Source organism: Collinsella sp. CLA-ER-H11 (assembly GCF_040092445.1).
Classification (GTDB): Bacteria; Actinomycetota; Coriobacteriia; order Coriobacteriales; family Coriobacteriaceae; genus Collinsella.
Genome location: NZ_JBBNLN010000011.1, coordinates 1 through 16,843, shown reverse-complemented (window position 1 = coordinate 16,843; position 16,843 = coordinate 1). Strand labels below are relative to the sequence as shown.

9 protein-coding genes and 1 tRNA gene are annotated in these 16,843 nt (G+C 59.1%); 3 read left to right on the top strand and 7 right to left on the bottom strand.

Annotation, left to right across the window (positions count from 1 at the left end; translation table 11 throughout):
* Positions 1-32: 32 nt before the first annotated feature.
* The 6 genes from AAAX35_RS07910 to glgB all read right to left on the bottom strand — a co-directional run bounded on the left by AAAX35_RS07910 (position 33) and on the right by glgB (position 13,012).
* Complete coding sequence (locus AAAX35_RS07910; RefSeq protein WP_349117268.1) at positions 33-3,329, bottom strand: 4-alpha-glucanotransferase; 3,297 nt, start codon at positions 3,327-3,329, stop codon at positions 33-35.
* Positions 3,330-3,546: 217 nt separating this feature from the next.
* Positions 3,547-5,751, bottom strand: coding sequence for a glycogen synthase GlgA (gene glgA, locus AAAX35_RS07905; RefSeq protein WP_349117267.1), 2,205 nt, complete (start codon positions 5,749-5,751; stop codon positions 3,547-3,549).
* A 90-nt stretch (positions 5,752-5,841) separates the two neighbouring features.
* Positions 5,842-6,969, bottom strand: a complete 1,128-nt coding sequence (gene glgD, locus AAAX35_RS07900; protein ID WP_055310615.1) for a glucose-1-phosphate adenylyltransferase subunit GlgD — start codon at positions 6,967-6,969, stop codon at positions 5,842-5,844.
* 4 nt (positions 6,970-6,973) lie between these two features.
* Entirely contained in the window at positions 6,974-8,122 is a 1,149-nt protein-coding gene (locus AAAX35_RS07895; protein WP_006233920.1) for a glucose-1-phosphate adenylyltransferase, read from the bottom strand.
* Between the two features lie 107 nt (positions 8,123-8,229).
* On the bottom strand, positions 8,230-10,656 hold the full coding sequence (locus AAAX35_RS07890; protein WP_349117266.1) for a glycogen/starch/alpha-glucan phosphorylase: 2,427 nt from the start codon (positions 10,654-10,656) through the stop codon (positions 8,230-8,232).
* A gap of 94 nt (positions 10,657-10,750) precedes the next feature.
* Positions 10,751-13,012 carry a 1,4-alpha-glucan branching protein GlgB gene (glgB, locus tag AAAX35_RS07885; protein ID WP_349117265.1) on the bottom strand — a complete coding sequence of 754 codons (2,262 nt, stop codon included), beginning with the start codon at positions 13,010-13,012 and terminating at the stop codon, positions 10,751-10,753.
* A gap of 331 nt (positions 13,013-13,343) precedes the next feature.
* Between glgB and AAAX35_RS07880 the strand changes: the two genes are divergently transcribed.
* A complete protein-coding gene (locus tag AAAX35_RS07880; RefSeq protein ID WP_349117264.1) occupies positions 13,344-14,033 on the top strand; it encodes an HAD family phosphatase in 690 nt (229 codons plus the stop codon).
* 9 nt (positions 14,034-14,042) lie between these two features.
* A complete protein-coding gene (locus tag AAAX35_RS07875) occupies positions 14,043-14,684 on the top strand; it encodes a thiamine diphosphokinase (protein WP_349117263.1) in 642 nt (213 codons plus the stop codon).
* Positions 14,685-14,852: 168 nt separating this feature from the next.
* Here AAAX35_RS07875 and AAAX35_RS07870 read toward each other — a convergent pair whose 3' ends face one another.
* Positions 14,853-15,551, bottom strand: a complete 699-nt coding sequence (locus AAAX35_RS07870; protein WP_349117262.1) for a hypothetical protein — start codon at positions 15,549-15,551, stop codon at positions 14,853-14,855.
* Between the two features lie 532 nt (positions 15,552-16,083).
* Between AAAX35_RS07870 and AAAX35_RS07865 the strand changes: the two genes are divergently transcribed.
* Positions 16,084-16,159 (top strand) — tRNA-Ala (locus tag AAAX35_RS07865).
* Positions 16,160-16,843 lie beyond the last annotated feature (684 nt).

Sequence of the window (16,843 nt, the reverse complement as noted above, 5' to 3'; positions counted from 1 at the left end):
GTCTGTAACTGTACCCTATATCGGGGGTTTTATCACGCTTCGCCCCAGAATCTATGGTTGTTGCGCAGGAGCCGCGCGGTTTTGCCCTCGGCGGCTGCAATGTCCGCCTCGTCAGCCTGCCAGGTCCAGTTGCCCGTGGCCACGCCCGGCACGTTCATGCGTGCGTCGTCGCCCAGCCCCAGCACGTCCTGCAGCGGCATCATCACCAGGGGAGCGTCGCTTGCCAGTGCGTCGCTCATCAGCTTGGCCGCCACCTCAACACCGCTCGGTTCATCGCCGCCCGCAAAAGAACGCGTACACCAGCCGGCGAGCGTCGACGTGTCGTGCGTCGAGGTGTACAGAATCTTGCCGGGCGTGGGATGCACACCGCAACGAACGTCGTAGTCGCTAAACTCCAGCACGTCCATGCCGGGGAAACCGCAGGTCGATGCCATGGCGCGAACACCGGGCGTCAGATAGCCCAAGTCCTCAGCGATAAAGTTGAGCGGACCCAGCTCGTCATAAGCGGTCTGGAACAGGTCCTTGCCCGGTCCCGCCAACCAGCGACCTTCGGCGCAAGCCTTGCCTGCGGGGATACTAAAGTAACTGTGGAATCCCAGGAAGTGATCCAGGCGCACGCGGTCGTAGAGCGAAAACGCACGACGCAGGCGATCCATCCACCAGCTATAGCCGTTCTGCTTCATGTGGTCCCAGCGGAACGTCGGGTTGCCCCACACCTGGCCCTCGGGCGCAAAGTTGTCGGGCGGCGCGCCGGAAATCTCGATTGCCTTGCCGGTATCGGACAGCCAGAAGTTCTCAGGTTCGCTCCACGCGTCTGCCGAATCGTCCGACACGTACATAGGAATATCGCCGATAACCTCGATGCCCTTCTTGTGCGCATAGTTCATGAGCTCGCACCAAGCCAAGTCAAAGCGGTACTGCATGTACGCCTGAAGCTCGGCCTCGTTGTGGAAGCGCTTGTCGTCGATCAGATGCTCGTTGTAGCGCGCGACATCTGCCGGCCAATCGTGGCGCGACTCGCCCTCAAAGTACTTTTTGACGGCCATATAGACGCAGTATTTCTCGAGCCAATCGGCATTGCGATGCTTAAACGCGGTGTACAGCGGGTCAGCATCCTCGCCGCCGCGGGCCTTCCAGGTCTCAAAGTCGGCTGCCAGCTCCTCGTGGCTCTCGGGTAGGAGGTCGATATTGCCTGCAAAGGCCGAAGGACCGGCGTAAGGGGAGCGGAAGAAGTCCGTGGGGTTGACGGGAAGAACCTGCCAGTAGCGCATGCCCATGGCGGCCAGATGGTCGATAAAGCGACGCGTGGGCGCACCGATCGTACCGGGTTTGCCGTCGTCGGTCGGCACCGATGTGATATGGCACACAACACCCGCACCGTGATCGAGCGGCTCCTGCAGGCGCTGCTCGGCGTGGTGATAGATGATCGACGAACCCAGTGGGTACAGGTCGAGCGTGACCGTACCGTTGTGGATCTCGCACTCGTGACCGCTAATCACATCGCTCGCGCATTCGCCGAGCGCCGGAATCGTCACGCGGTGTGAATTGCGCAGGCTGCGGTTGATGATGACGGTCGCGGACTCGCCGTCTTTACCGGTACGGTTGTAGGCCAGCACCTCGTCATTGAGCGCGAAGGCCTTGATTTCACCGTCGATCATAAACGGCAGCGCGCGGCGCACAGCAGATGCATTCTTGACGATCGCGAACGTATCGAAGTCGTGCAGGTCTTCCTTGGTCGGCATGGTGCGGCGATTACCCGGATCGGTGAGTCCCTCCAAGCCGTACTCGTCACCGTAATAGATTGAGGGAACGCCCGGGAACGTCATCTGCATGAGCGTCGCCAGCCAAAAGCGGCTCTTGGCCAGGCCCATGGAGTTCTCGTCCAGGCGCCATTTGCTGCGCTCACTCTCGGGCAGCTGCGACTCGTCAGGGCCGCCGCCGAGCACCGAGATAATGCGCGGACGGTCGTGGCTCGAAAGCAGATTAAGCGCGCAAGACAGGGCCTCACGCGGATAGTTCTCGCGCAAGGTCTCGATATCCTCGGCAGCTTGGTAGGCGTTTTTGTAGCCCATCAAAAAGCCGATGACCATATCGCGGAAGGGGTAATCCATGGCCGAGTCGAGCTCAGAGCCTTGCAGATAGCGACGCAGATGACCGTAGCTGATCTTGTTGGAGGCATCTTCCCAGACCTCGCCGAGCAGCAGCGCGTCGGGCTTCTCGGCGAGCACAGCTTTTTTGATCTCAGCTAGGAAATCGTCGGAAAGCTCGTCGGCCACATCCAGGCGCCAACCGTGAGCGCCGGCGCGCAGCCATTTGCGGATCACGCCGTCCTTGCCCAGGAGCCTCTCGCGTACCAGTTCGGAGCTCTCATTGATGGCGGGCATATTGCCCACGCCCCACCAGCAGTCGTACGAGCCGTCCTCGTGGAAATAAAACGCATCACGCCACGGCGAATCCTCGCTCTGCCACGCGCCCACGCCGGGGTAGTTGCCGTAGCGGTTGAAGTAGATCGAATCGTCGCCCGCGTGGTTGAACACACCGTCCAGAATGATGGAAATGCCCAGCTTCTCGGCCGCCTCGCACAGCTCGGTAAAGTCCTGCTCGGTGCCCAGAATCGGATCGATCTTGGTGTAATCGGCGGTGTCGTAGCGGTGGTTGCTCGCGGCTTCAAAGATGGGGTTGAGGTAGATGGCCGTAAAGCCCAGCTCGGCGATGCGGGGCAGGTCTTCCTGAATGCCCTTGAGCGATCCGCCGTAAAAGTCCCAGGTCTTGATGGAGCCGTCCTCGGCGCGCTCGTACACAGGCGGCTCGTTCCAGTCCTCGACCATGCGGCGCTGAATGCCCTTACGCGGTTTTTCGACCTCGGCCAGCGTGCGCTCGCGCCAGTGCTCGTCGCGGGCATAGCGATCGGGGAAGATCTGGTAGACCATACCGCGCTCGTACCAGGTGGGACGGTTCTCACGGTGTTTGTAGACGGTGACCTGGAATGACGGCACCTCAGCGTAGTCGTAGGTTACGCCTTCGCCGCCGGTGCGGCCCTGTGGTGCGCCCAGGCGAACCTCAGGCTGGCCTTCGATATTGCAGATAAAGCTGTACCAGATAAGACATGGTTCAGTGCACTTGAGTTCTACGCTAAATATGCCGTCGCCCTCGTGCGTCATGGGATACAGAGACTCACCGATATCATCGACCCAGGTACGCAGGGTAAGCGTTGCCTGGTTGGGGTCGGCATCCTCCAAAATCACCGAGAGCGAAACGGAAGTTCCAGTGGTCACAGCGCCAAACGGAGCACGAAACTGCGGCAGACGGCTGTTGTGAATCAATCTCATAATTCGGTCCAGTTCAATAGAATCACGGCCTGCGGGCCATGGCTTTACGCACAGGATATAAGTATATCTGTTGTACACAGGCTGTATAAACAACATCCGTTTACCATCGGCGAACGGTTGTCCTAGAAAATCGTTTTACCAACTATCTACAGAGAAGGGGCGCCCGGTTGGAGCGCCCCTTACTTAGGGTTTGATAAGGTTTTAAATCGTCTGTGGGCTAGCGGCGCTTACGGGTGGCCGTTGCCTTGCGGACGGACGTCTTCTTCGTCGGCGCCTTTTTCTCGGTTGCGGCGGCGGGGGAGACCGGGGTCTCCTTGGCGGGCTCGGTCTTGGCCTTTACCTTGGCCTTGGGCTCCTCTTTGGAAGCAGCAGCTTTGGTCGTGGTCTTCTTGGCCGTCGTCGTGGCGCGCTTGCGCGTGGTCGTCTTGACAGCCGGCTTGGCCTCGACGGTTGCCTCGGCCTTGGACTCTGCGGGCTTCTCCTCGACTTTGGCGGCCGGCTTTGTGGCTGCCTTGGTCGTGGCGGCCTTCGTGGTCGTCGACTTCGTTGCCGTGGTCTTCTTGGCTGCCGTTGCCTTCTTGGCGGCCGTGGTCGTCTTCTTGGCAGCGGTCTTTGTCGGAACCTTGGCGGCCGGCTTGGCCTCAGCGACCTCGGCCTTTACCTCGGGAGCAGCCTCGGCTTCGGCGGCCTTCTTGGCAGCGGCGTTCGTGCGCTTGCGCGTGGTCGTTGTCTTGGCAGCCGTTGTTTTAGTCGCGGCAGACTTGGTCGTCGTAACCTTCTTAGTGGTCGTCTTGCGGGTCGCGGTCTTCTTAGCTGCGTGCTTTGCAGCGGGCTTAACCTCGGCCTCTGCCTCAGGAGCAACCACAGCCTTCACCTCAGGCTCGGCTTTGGGCTCCTCTGCGGCCACCGGCTCAGCTGCAGCCTCAGGCTCGTCGACAACAGCCGCTGGCCTCTCAATCTCCGGGTGCATAAAGAAGTACAGGTCCAGATACTTATCGGCCGAGCGCGTCCAGCTAAAGTCCTGGCTCATGGCCTGCGTGACCAGCTGGTTCCAGGCGTCGCGGTTATCCCAGAACAGGCGCGCCGCACGGAATACCGCGTCGCCCATCTCGTCGCCGTTAAAGTTGCTAAACGAGAAGCCCGTGCCCTCGCCGGTAAACTCGTTGTACGGGATCACAGTGTCCTTCAGACCACCGGTCTCGCGAACAATCGGCAGGGTGCCGTAGCGCATGGCGATAATCTGCGACAGGCCGCAGGGCTCAAACTTCGAAGGCATCAGGAACATATCGGCGGCGGCATACATACGCTGCGACAGCGCAGGATCGAACTCGATGCGTGCGGCCATGGTGCCGGGGTACTTGTCCTGGAAGTAACGCAGTCCGTCCTCGTAGTCGCGGTCGCCGGTGCCCAGCACCGCCACCTGCACGCCGCCGGCCAGGATGCGGTCGAGCGCGTACATGACCAGGTCCAAGCCCTTCTGGCGCGTCAGACGCGTGACCATGACCATAAGCGGACGGTCGTCGCGAACCTCGAGCCCCAGCTCTTCCTGCAGCTTGGCCTTGCACACAGCCTTGCCGGAACGGTCCTCAACCGTGTAGTTGGCGGCAATGCGCTTGTCGGTCGCCGGGTCAAAGCCCGCCACGTCAATGCCGTTCAAAATGCCCTGCAGCGCGTACGAACGTTCGCGCAGAACGCCGTCCAGGCCCTCGCCAAATTCGGGCGTCTGGATCTCGTTGGCATAGGTGGGGCTCACCGTGGTGATGGCGTCGGCATAGCGCAGGGCGCCCAGCATGTAGTTGATGCTGCAAGCGTCGCAACGCAGCTGCGAGGCGGCTGCCGGAATGTGCGCCACACCCAGGATGTCCTCCATCACGGTGTCGCTAAACTGGCCCTGGAACGCCACGTTGTGGATCGAGAACACGGTCTTAACGCGGTCATACAGCGGCAGGCCCTGATAGAATTCGCGCAAAAACACGGGCGCCAGCGCCGTCTGCCAGTCGTTGCAGTGCAGGATGTCGCACTCAAAGCCGGCCGGCAGGTGCTGCAGGCTCTCGGTGATAGCCTTGGAGAAGAACGCAAAACGCTCGCCGTCGTCAAAGAAGCCGTACGGATAGTCGCGCGCAAAGTAGCGCTCGTTGTCTATGAACATATAGGTGACGCCGTCGTGCTCGAGCTTCTCGAGTCCGCAGTACTCATTGCGCCAGCCCAGGCTCACGTAAAAGTCGGAGAAGTGCTCCATCTGCGCCTTGTACTCGTCCTTGATGGTGGCGTACTTGGGCACCATCACGATGACTTCAGCGCCGGCGCGCACAAGCGCCGCAGGCAGCGAGCCCGCCACGTCGCCCAGGCCACCGGTCTTCACAAACGGTGCGCACTCGGCCGAGGCAAACACGATCTGCATCTTTTTGCTGGAATCAGCCATATTGTCTCCCATGTTGTAATTCGAGAATAGCCGCCTGGCGCTAACCGGGCGGCTATTCTACATGTTACGAGCGATGTTGCGGTACCAACGTTAACGTACGATGGTGGTGTCGGAAGTTAACGGAGCCTTGCCCAGCACCAGGATGTTCTCGGGCGTGCCGCGAAGCTCGGTGTTGGTGGGAACCACGTTGTTCTTGTCCAGGATGGCGTTCTCAACGCGGGCGCCGCTCTTGATGATGCAGCTCTGGTTGATAATCGAGTTGGTCACCGAGGCGCCTTCCTCAACCACAACGCCGCGCGACAGGATCGAGTTGCGCACGGTGCCCTTGATGATGCAGCCGGCCGAGATGATCGAGTTGCACGCGTGGCTGCCGGTCGCGTAGCGCGAAGGCGGCACGTCGTGGGCCTTGGTCAGGATCGGGCGCTCGGGGTCAAAGAGCTGGTCGGCCACGGTCTGGTCGAGCAGGTCCATGCTGCGGCGATACAGCGACTTCTCGCTAAACACGCCCACGACCTCGCCCTTGTACTCGTAGCTGCACACGTCGATGTTGCCAAAGTCGCCCTGGAGCGCCTCGAGCAGGTCCAGATAGTCGGCGGCCTGGTAGTGGTCGATGATCTCGAGCAGCGTCTCGCGGTTGACGATGCAGCAGTCCATAGAGGCGTTGTCGCCGTACACGACGCCGGCGCTCACGCCCGTCAGACGGCCGTTCTCGTTGATCTGCAGCTTGGTCTCGTCATCGACGTTGCGCGTGGCCTTGCAGTACACCACGGTCATCTGGGCACCGGAGTTCTCGTGCGCGTCGATGATGGTGTTGAGGTCCATATTGAAGATGATGTTGGTGCCCATCATCACAACATAGGGCTTGTCCGAGCGCTGGAACAGCGTCTTGTTGGAGATGATGTCGCGCAGCAGGAAGCGCATGCCGCCCTTGGTGGTGCCATACGCGTTGCCGGGCACCATGAACAGGCCGCCCTTCTTGCGGTCCAGGCCCCAGTCCTTGCCCGAGCCCACATGGTCGATCAGCGAGCGGTAGTTTCCCGGCATGACGACGCCGACGGTCTTGATGCCGGCATTCATCATGTTGGACAGCGGGAAGTCGATCAGGCGGTAGCGGCCCAAAAAAGGAACGGACGCGATGGGGCGGTCCTTGAGCAGCACGCTGCCGTAGGTCGAAGAGTAGTTAGCGGTGATATAACCGATGGCCTTGCGATTGATCATCGGATCATTCCCCCTTCCCGATAACGACGTCATTTCCAACGACGGCCGTATCCTTGGTGGTATCGACAGAGCCGAGCTTCACGCCCTCTTCGACCGTGGAGTTCTCGCCCAAAATAGCGCGGCAGATGTGCGCGCCGCTCTTAACGTGCGCACCCGGCAGCAGCACGGAGTCCTCGACCACGGCGCGCTCCTCGATGATGACATCGGTCGAAAGGATCGAGTGGCGAGCGGTACCGTAGATCTTGCAGCCGTTGGAGACCAGGCAGTCGTCCAGGCGACCATCCGGGCCAATGTAGTGCGGCGGACGCGTGGTGATGTTGGACATGATGGGGAAGTGCTTGTCAAACAGATCGAACTCGGGGTTGTTGCCAAGCAGGTCCATCGAGGTCTCGTGGAAGCTGGCGATGGTGCCGACGTCCTTCCAAAAGCCGTGGAACTCGTAGCTGTACAGGCGCTTGCCCTCGCCGAGCAGCTTGGGGATGATGTCCTTGCCAAAGTCGTGGCTCGAGCGCTGGTCCAGAGCGTCCTCCTCGAGCGCCTCGATCAGCACGTCGGCCGAGAAGATGTAGATGCCCATGGACGCGAGATTCGAATCGGGCTTATCGGGCTTCTCGGTGAACTTGGTGATGCGGCCGTCCTCGGGGTCGGTGGTCAGGATGCCAAAGCGGCTGGCCTCCTCCCACGGCACGGGCATAACGCTTACCGTGAGGTCGGCGTTGTTCTCAATGTGCGTCTTGAGCATCTTGCGGTAGTCCATGCGATACAGGTGATCGCCCGAAAGAATCAGGACGTACTTGGGGTCGTTGGCCTTGATGTAGTCGAGGTTCTGCGTAATGGCGTCGGCCGTGCCCGCATACCAGGCGCCGCCGGTCTGCGTCTCGTACGGCGGCAGGATCGACACGCCGCCGTCGCGGCTGTCAAGATCCCACGCCTCGCCGGAGCCCACATAGGCATGCAGCAGGTAGGGGCGATACTGCGTCAGAACACCCACCGTGTCGATGCCCGAGTTGGAGCAGTTGGAGAGCGAAAAGTCGATAATGCGGAACTTGCCACCAAAGCTAACCGCCGGCTTAGCGATCTTTTGGGTGAGTGCCCCCAATCGGCTGCCCTGTCCTCCTGCGAGGAGCATCGCGATGCATTCTTTCTTACTCATCGATTTCTCCTTCTGTCATCGATGTTCCTAAACCCATTAGCGACGGACGCGACGCTCGGTCGCGCCCGTCGAGTAATGCCGTGCTGGCATAGGGGAGCTCGCGGCCTTTAAGCGTGCCAGATCTCGTCGCGGTACTCGCGAATGGTGCGGTCGCTCGAGAACCAGCCGCTCGAGGCGGTGTTAAGCAGCGCCTTGCGGTTCCAGGTCTCCTGGTCGCCGTAGCTGTTCGTGAGCTTCTCCCACGCATCCACGTAGCTGCGGAAATCGGCCATGACCAGGTCTGGGTCGTTGTTGTTCATGAGCTCGTTGTAGATGCTCTCGAAGTTGCCCGAAAGACCCGCAAACGTGTTGTCCTTGAGCTCGTCCATCACGCGGCCCAGACGCTCGCGGTCGCCGTTGAGGGTATCCCACGCAAAGTAGCTGTTGGATGCCCAGAGCTGCTCGACCTCGGGGGCGGTCAGGCCAAAGATGGCCTCGTTCTCGCGACCGGCCAGGTCGGCGATCTCGATGTTGGCGCCGTCGAGGGTGCCCAGCGTAATGGCGCCATTCATCATGAGCTTCATGTTTGACGTGCCCGAGGCCTCCTTGCCGGCCGTGGAGATCTGCTCCGAGATCTCGGCGGCGGGGTAGATGAGCTGGGCGTTGCTCACACGGAAGTTGGGGATAAAGCAGACCTTCATGACCTCGTTCACGCGGGGGTCGTTGTTGATGACATCGGCCACGGAGTTAATGAGGCGGATGGTCTCCTTGGCAAAGGTGTAGCTCGAGGCAGCCTTGCCGCTAAAGATGAAGGTCGTCGGCGTTACGTGGAAGTTGGGATCGGCGATGCGACGGTTGTAGATGTCCATCACCTTCATGATGTTCATGAGCTGGCGCTTGTAGGCGTGGAAGCGCTTCACCTGAACATCGAAGACGGTGTTGGGGTCAATAACCAGACCGGTCTCGGCCTTAACGTAGGCGGCCAAGCGCTCCTTGTTGGCGCGCTTGGAGGCACCCACGGCCTTCAGGAACTCGGTGTCGTCCTTAAACTCCTTGAGTTTCTCCAGCTCAAAGGCGTCCTTGAGCCAGCCATCGCCAATGGCCTCGGTCACGAGTTTGGCATAGGTGGGGTTGGCCTCGGCAAAGAAGCGACGGTGCGAGATGCCGTTGGTCTTGTTGTTGAACTTCTCGGGCGTCAGGGCATAGAAGTCCTTGAGCACGATGTTCTTGATGATGTCGGAGTGGATCTTGGCCACGCCGTTGACGCTGTGGCTGCAGATCACGGACAGGTTGGCCATGCGAATCTCGCCGTCCCACAGAATGGCGGTCTGGCGCAGACGCTCCTGCCAGCCCTCCTGCGTGGTGTCGAACGACTCGTGCCAACGACGGCTGATCTCGTCGATGATCTGGTACACGCGGGGGAGCAGCTTGGAGAACGTGCCGATGGGCCATTTCTCCAGAGCCTCGGGCAGGATGGTGTGGTTGGTGTAGCTCACGACCTTCGTCACGATGTTCCAGGCGTCGTCCCACTCGAGCTTCTTCTCGTCGATGAGGATACGCATGAGCTCGGGGCCGCACATGGCGGGGTGGGTATCGTTGGTATGGATGGCTACAAACTGCGGCAGCAGCTCCCAGTTGGCGCCGTGTTCCTTCTCAAAGGTGTCGAGCAGGCTGTAGATGCCGGCCGAAACAAACAGGTACTCCTGCTTTAGGCGCAGCAGACGGCCGTGCTCGCCGGCGTCGTTGGGGTAGAGGATGGCGCTGATAGCCTCGGCCTCGGCGCGCTCGGCATCGGCCAGGGCGTAGTCGCCGCGGTTGAAGGCCTCCAGATCGAAATGCTCTTCGACCGGCTCGGCGGCCCATACGCGCAGCTTGTTGACGGTCTCGCCGGCATAGCCCACGACGGGGATGTCATAAGGGACGGCCAGGATATCCTGCGTGTCCACCGTGCGGTAGAACGTGCGGCCGTTCTCCTCAAAGCCCTCAACGTGACCACCAAATTTAATGGTCACGGCCTTGTCCTGACGACGGACCTCCCAGGGATAGCCGTGGGTGAGCCACTCGTCGGTAGCCTCGACCTGGCTGCCGTTGACGATCTCCTGCTTAAACAGGCCGTAGCGGTAGCGCATGCCGTTGCCGTAGCCGGCAATGCCCTCGGCTGCCATGGAATCCAGGAAGCATGCGGCCAGACGGCCCAGGCCACCGTTGCCCAGTGCCGGATCGGGCTCCTGGTTCTCGATAACGGACAGGTCAAAGCCCATGTCGTCAAGCGCCTCGGCGACCATGTCGCGCACGCCAAAGTTAAGCAGGTAGTTGTCGAGCAGGCGGCCGATCAAAAACTCGATCGAGAAGTAGTACACGCGCTTCTTGCCCTCGGCGGTGGCGCGGGCGTCGCTCTTGGTGGCAACGGTGCGGGCCTTCTCGGCCACGAGCTTGGCCAGGGCGTTAAAGCGGTCGAGGTCGCTGGCGGCCTCGATGCTCTTGCCGCTAATGCTCATGACGGCATCGCGATAGAGCTCGGTAAACTCCTGCTTGTTGTCGAAGATCTTATTCATACGTTCCTTTCCCCCGGGGATGTTTCTCCCGGAACGGTTATGACATGTATCCTACGCCCCCACGGGGCGGGAAATTACAGTGGTAACGCCTTTGTTACGCTTTCTTGGCAGGAGCCTTAACAGCAGCTGCCTTAGCCTTGGGAGCAGCCTTTTTGGTGGCTGCCTTCTTGGTCGTGGTGGACTTGGCCGAAGCCTTGGCAGCGGGCTTGGCAGCCTTCGCCTTAGCCGGAGCCTTCTTAGCAGCCGCTGTCTTGGGCTTTACCGAGGACGTGCGCTTGCGCGTCGCCTTTTTGGGCTTCTCGACCACGGGCGGCTTATAGCTGCTGGGACCGCGGCGCTTAAGTACCACGCCTGCCAGGCCAGGCACCTTCATTTCGATGGAGTCCATCTGCCCGTTCCAGGGATAGGGCTCGCTCGAGCAGGTATAGGGCTCCTCACCGGCGTATCCGCTGCCACCGAACTCGGGACGGTCGGAATCGAAGATGACCTCCCAATCACCCTCGCGCGGCACGCCCACGCGGAAGCTCTCGTAGCTCGCCGGGTCAAAGTTGATCAGAATCACCAGATCGTCATCGACGTCCTCGCCCTGACGCACAAAACTCACGATGGACTGCTTGGAGTTGTCCGCGTCGATCCAGGTAAAGCCGTCGTCGGTGTAGCCGCGCTCGTATAGGGCGGGCTCGGCGGTGTACAAGTGGTTGAGCGCCTTAATGAACGCCTGATGATGACGGTGGGTCTCGTACTCCTCGGTCAGGAACCACTGAATGGACTCGTAGTAGCGCCACTCAATAAACTGGCCGATCTCGTTGCCCATAAAGTTGAGCTTGGCACCGGGGTGCGTCATCTGGTAGAAAGCCAGCGTGCGCAGGCCGGCGAACTGGCGCCACCAGTCGCCCGGCATGCGGCCGATCAGCGAGCATTTGCCGTGCACGACCTCGTCGTGGCTCAGCGGGCAAATAAAGTTCTCGGTAAAGGCGTACATGATGGAGAACGTGAGCAGCCCGTGGTTGCCGGGGCGCCACGGAAAATCGGTCTGCATGTAGTGCAGGGTGTCGTTCATCCAGCCCATGTCCCACTTGTAGTGGAAGCCCAGGCCGCCGTCCTGCGGCGGATAGGTCACGAGCGGCCACGCGGTGGACTCCTCGGCCATCATCATCACGTCGGGGTAGTGCGCCTCCACGGCGCAGTTGACCTGGCGAATGAACGCGCTGGCGTCCAGGTCCTCCTCGGTACCGTACTTGTTGAACTTCTTTTGGCCGGGATCATCGATGCCAAAGTTGAGGTACAGCATACTGGACACGCCGTCCATGCGAATGCCGTCCACGTGGAAGTTCTCGAGCCAATACAGCACGTTGGAGACCAGGAAAGAGCGGACCTCGCCGCGGGCAAAGTCAAACTTGTGTGTGCCCCAGTTGGGGTGAATCTCGTGCTCAAACAGCATGTGACCGTTAAAGGTGGCAAGGCCATGGGAGTCGGCGCAAAAACCGCCGGGCACCCAGTCCATGATCACGCCGATGCCCGCCTCGTGGCACGCATCGATAAAGTGCATGAGCTGCTGCGGGTTGCCGTAACGCGACGTGGCGGCATAGTAACCGGTCGTCTGGTAGCCCCAGGAGCCATCGAAGGGGTGCTCCATAAGTGGCATGACCTCGATATGCGTGTAGCCCATGTCACGCACGTAGTCCACGAGCTCCACCGACAGGTCGTCGTAGGTGTAGAACTCGCCGCGTTGCGCGGGGAAGGGGTCCATGGGACCGGGGTAGTTGCCGTACTCGTCCGGCTCGCCCTGTGGCGCGTCGCCGTGGCGCTTCCACGAGCCAATATGCACCTCGTAGATGTTGAGCGGCTGCGACATATGGTTGTGGCCGGCGCGGCGCTTGAGCCACGCGGCGTCGTTCCACTGGTAGCCATCGAGGGTCCACAGCACGCTCGCCGTTCCCGGAGGGCACTCGGCCTTAAAGGCGTACGGATCGGCCTTGTAGAGCTTTTCGCCCTCGTTGGTCTCGATGAGATATTTATAGAGCTGGCCTTGCTCGGCGCCAGGAATAAAGCCTTCCCAGATAGCGCTCGTATGCACGGGCACCAACGGGTTGGCTTGCTCATCCCAGTCGTTAAATTCGCCAATGACGTGGACGCTCTTAACGTCGGGCGCCCAAACGCAAAAACGCCAGCCGCGCGTGCGCTGCTGCGTGTCGGGATGCGCGCCCATCTTTTCCCAGCTGCGCTCCCACGTGCCAATGCCAAACAGATAGACATCGTCCTTGGAGAGCTCCGGTGCGTGCGGAGCCGGTTTGCGGGTTGCGGGCTTTTTAGCCGTTGGCTTTAGCTTTGTATCGCTCACGTTTGATCCCATCATGACGCGGCAGCGTGTTGCCTTGGTGACTAGATGCGAAAGGTCCAAGGCTGCACGAATCGAAGGGACGGCGAAGTTTCTGTGATTCGTTCCACCTCGCGTGCTCGGTGGAACTTTCGGCAGAAACTACGATAACACCTGTGCGTTAGTTTTATGGACGAAAGCAGATTTGCGGGGGCGTTTAATCGGTAAGCGACATGTTTATACCACTGGCAGATTTGACGTGGTAAAACTCTTGACAGTTTTACCAATTTGGGTTTCAAAATTGTTTGGCTGACGTTTGGTAAAACGTTTTTAGCAGGATGTTTACCATTTGATATCGAAAGGTTCGTATATGTCCCATACCGCCGCTCCCAAGGTTGCTTTTATTTTCGATTGCGACGGCACGCTGGTAAATAGCACCCCCGTTTGGGCTTATGCCCAGCCCGAGTTATTGCACCGGCACGGTGTCGACGTGACGGTCGACGATTTTGCCCAGTTTGAGCATTTGTCGCTGGAGGATGAGTGCCAGGCCTACCACGACACGTGGGGCATTGGTACGAATGGAGAGGAGCTGTATCGCGAGCTGGGCGAGATTCTGATCGATGGCTACTCCAAGGTGCCGCCACGCGAGGGACTCTTGGCATTTTTAAAGCAGGCGAAGGCGGCGGGCATTGCAATGTGCGTGGCTACGTCCACGCCGGCCGAGCTGGTGCAGTCCGCGCTTGCGGGTGCTGGCCTTGATCGCTATATGGAATTTATTACCACGACGGGCGAGGCGGGGCGCTCCAAGCAATTCCCCGACGTGTACGAGCTGGCGTTGCGTCGCCTGGAGGAGCGCCATGGGAACAAGTTTGAGCGCGCATGGGTGTTTGAGGACGCCGTCTTTGGCCTAAAGAGCTCTGGCACTGCAGGCTTTAAGCGCGTGGGTATTTATGACCCGCACGGTCGCATGAAGCGCGATGAGGTGCGCGCCAACTGCGATATCTTTATCGACAGCTACGAGGAGCTTGACCTGGCCCGCGTGCTTTCGTTTGAGGGATAGGCGAGGACCGTGGCTTGCAAAGTATTGGTGGTCTGCGGCTCGCCCGTGGTGGCGAGTGCGGATCTGTTGCGTAGGCTTGCAGGGGAGTGCGACCACGTTGTCGCCGTGGACCGCGGCCTGGATGCCCTTCTAGGTGCCGGCCTGGGCTGTGACGTTTATGTGGGGGATGCCGACACGGTGAGCGATGCGGGTCGTGCGATGGTCGATGCCGCCACCGACTTTGAAGTTGAGCGCCACGACCCCTACAAGGACTATACCGATCTGGCGCTGGCGCTCGATTCCGTTCGCCGTCGCTGGCCGGGTGCCGAATTGGTTGCGACCTGCGCTACGGGCGGCCGTCCGGACATGGCGCTTTCCGTACTGGGGCTGCTTGCAGGCTATGAGGATGCCCCTGTCTGGATTGCCGAGGACAATGTGGTCGCCCGCGTCCTTCACGCGGGTGAGTCGTGGACCATCGAGGGCGCCGAGGGCAAGACGTTCTCCATCATCGCCATAGCCCCCAACACCGAGGTAAGCGAGCACGGCCTCGAGTGGGAGCTAGATCACAGCCCCCTGGGACTACTGGCTGACACCGGCATCTCCAATGTCGTTAGGGGTACGGCCAGGATCCAAGTCCATCAAGGTGTTGCGATCGGTTATTTGCTGGCGTGAGGGTTTTATCATGACGGGGCTGAAATGGCTAATTTTGGGAACGCAAAAAAGGGTATGAAAATAAGTGGGTGGAAGTTATTAAACGATTGTTTGGTTTCCGCAAACGGGATTCTGTTTAATCCAACCACTTATCTAACAACCCGCTCGTATACAAATTTAACCACATGCTTAACAACTTTGCTTTTTGATTAAAGGCCTGAAGTCCACCACGCCTTGGCGGGAAAGTCCTTTCCCCGTTGAGTATTCTCGATCGCGCTCGGGGTTTTCCTCGACGAATTTCCACACACCCTTTGCTATGAGAGAGATGAGCCCTTCAAGCTTGACGACGCAATCGAACTCGCAGTCCTGTTGGCTTCCATGGCCGATTCCTTTATGCCCATAACTCGCGATTATCCCGCGCGCATCGCCCTGTACGCAAACCCCGATGGCTTTGTAGGGGCTATACGCTTCGCCCCTTCCCTCGATGACCGACGACCCCGCATGGATCACCGCGCAGCGAAGCTGATAGAGATCCGATGCCGTAAAGATGCCTCGATTCTCTATCGTCTCAAACCCCTCTTTTATCTCATCTGGGCGCTTCTCGCCCTTGCGCGCATTGGTCATTTTTCTCCCATCATTCGGGAGCCCCAGGTACTCCTTGCACCATTTTCGGTAATCCGTCCCGTCGATGTTTGCGCATACGTCTGGGATGGTCACTACGAGAGTCAAAGCGGCGAGCAGCAGCCCTGCGTCGAAGGCTTTTTCGCACTCTTCAACAAGTCTGCTGGGCGTACGGCAGACGACGGTAGGGAACCCGTATTCGTTGTCGCTGCATTTTAAACACGTAGAGGGCATGGGCTCCCAATCGGCAATTGCTGTCATGCTCATAACACATCGCCCGTTTCTGTGTCGTTTCTCAGACCTGTCCTCGGTTCGATGAACTCATCCACCATCTCGTCGTTTCGGTCGCGCTCGGTCACGAAGAGCGGCCCCGGGACGTCGATGCGCGGGCCAATCGTCAGGCCGTGCTCGCGATGATGCGATCGAGATGAGGCACGGCAATCCCAGTAGTGTAGGCGGGGCGTAGCACTTCGCGCACGTAGTTGACGATACCCAAAATCTCGTTCACGTAGTCGAACGCGAACTTCTCGGCCGTGGTCGGTCCTCCCTGGCAAAGACGTTTTCAACCAGAGATTTTACAACTTCAATGAGTTGCTCCGCTTTAAATCCAACCATTGGCTTAATAAAATGGTAGGAGACTTTCTTCAACCAGATAACTAATAAACCCAACAAGTTATTTTCATACCCGCCAAAAATAGCTAATTCAGTCCCATCCCAGGAAAAACCGTAAGATAAGACAATCAATCAAAATTCCCCCTTGCATCAAGCAAAACATTCCCCTATAGTATCTCCTCGTCACGGGGGCGTAGCTCAGCTGGGAGAGCGCTTGACTGGCAGTCAAGAGGTCAGGGGTTCGATTCCCCTCGTCTCCACCATCGTGAATGCAAAGGCCTTCGGTATTCCGAAGGCCTTTTTTCATGCCAAAATACCTTGCGCCGTAAACCCCTCCTACGCCAACAAAAAGTTGCACAATTTATTTCATATGTCTGTACATAGTTTGTTACACAAACGCGATTATCAGTGTAGATCGCCGTTCCATTTGGGCTTCAGGAACGCCCCTAATCACCGCCACTACCTTAATAACCTGCATCAATGTGAACAACATCGCAAAACAGCCCCCTTGAAAACGCTAAATGAACGAAATGTTGTCCAGTACTGCCCTAATCAGTTTCGTTACCAGCTTGTGCTAGGATACTTACCGTTACATGGGTTCAACTGTGCTTACGGCTCCAGCAAGTCGCAAGGTGCAGGGTCGATCAGCATCCGGCCGTAACGGCGGTGCCAGATACACCACGAGCTCCAATATAGATGTCATGCGACGTTATTTATTTGCATTGATGTAATTCCAAGATGCATTTAATAGGTTGCGTGTCAAAGCGTAGCAGTCCTACAGCTGTTTGCGTGCGGTCCAGTTTTGTACCCGCTTGACTGGTGGAGTGGGTATGATGAATTGGACACCTAGTTAAGAGCGAAAGGTGTTCAAGATGACCCAAAGAAGAAAGCGATACGACAGGCAGTTCAAGGTCTCGGCGGCAAAGGTGGTCCTGTCCGGGGAAATG

What these genes read in the sequence shown, in the direction of transcription:
- AAAX35_RS07910 (WP_349117268.1), bottom strand. Translation starts at nt 3,329, where the DNA reads ATGAGATTGATTCACAACAGCCGTCTGCCGCAGTTTCGTGCTCCGTTT.
- glgA (WP_349117267.1), bottom strand. Translation starts at nt 5,751, where the DNA reads ATGGCTGATTCCAGCAAAAAGATGCAGATCGTGTTTGCCTCGGCCGAG.
- glgD (WP_055310615.1), bottom strand. Translation starts at nt 6,969, where the DNA reads ATGATCAATCGCAAGGCCATCGGTTATATCACCGCTAACTACTCTTCG.
- AAAX35_RS07895 (WP_006233920.1), bottom strand. Translation starts at nt 8,122, where the DNA reads ATGAGTAAGAAAGAATGCATCGCGATGCTCCTCGCAGGAGGACAGGGC.
- AAAX35_RS07890 (WP_349117266.1), bottom strand. Translation starts at nt 10,656, where the DNA reads ATGAATAAGATCTTCGACAACAAGCAGGAGTTTACCGAGCTCTATCGC.
- glgB (WP_349117265.1), bottom strand. Translation starts at nt 13,012, where the DNA reads ATGATGGGATCAAACGTGAGCGATACAAAGCTAAAGCCAACGGCTAAA.
- AAAX35_RS07880 (WP_349117264.1), top strand. Translation starts at nt 13,344, where the DNA reads ATGTCCCATACCGCCGCTCCCAAGGTTGCTTTTATTTTCGATTGCGAC.
- AAAX35_RS07870 (WP_349117262.1), bottom strand. Translation starts at nt 15,551, where the DNA reads ATGAGCATGACAGCAATTGCCGATTGGGAGCCCATGCCCTCTACGTGT.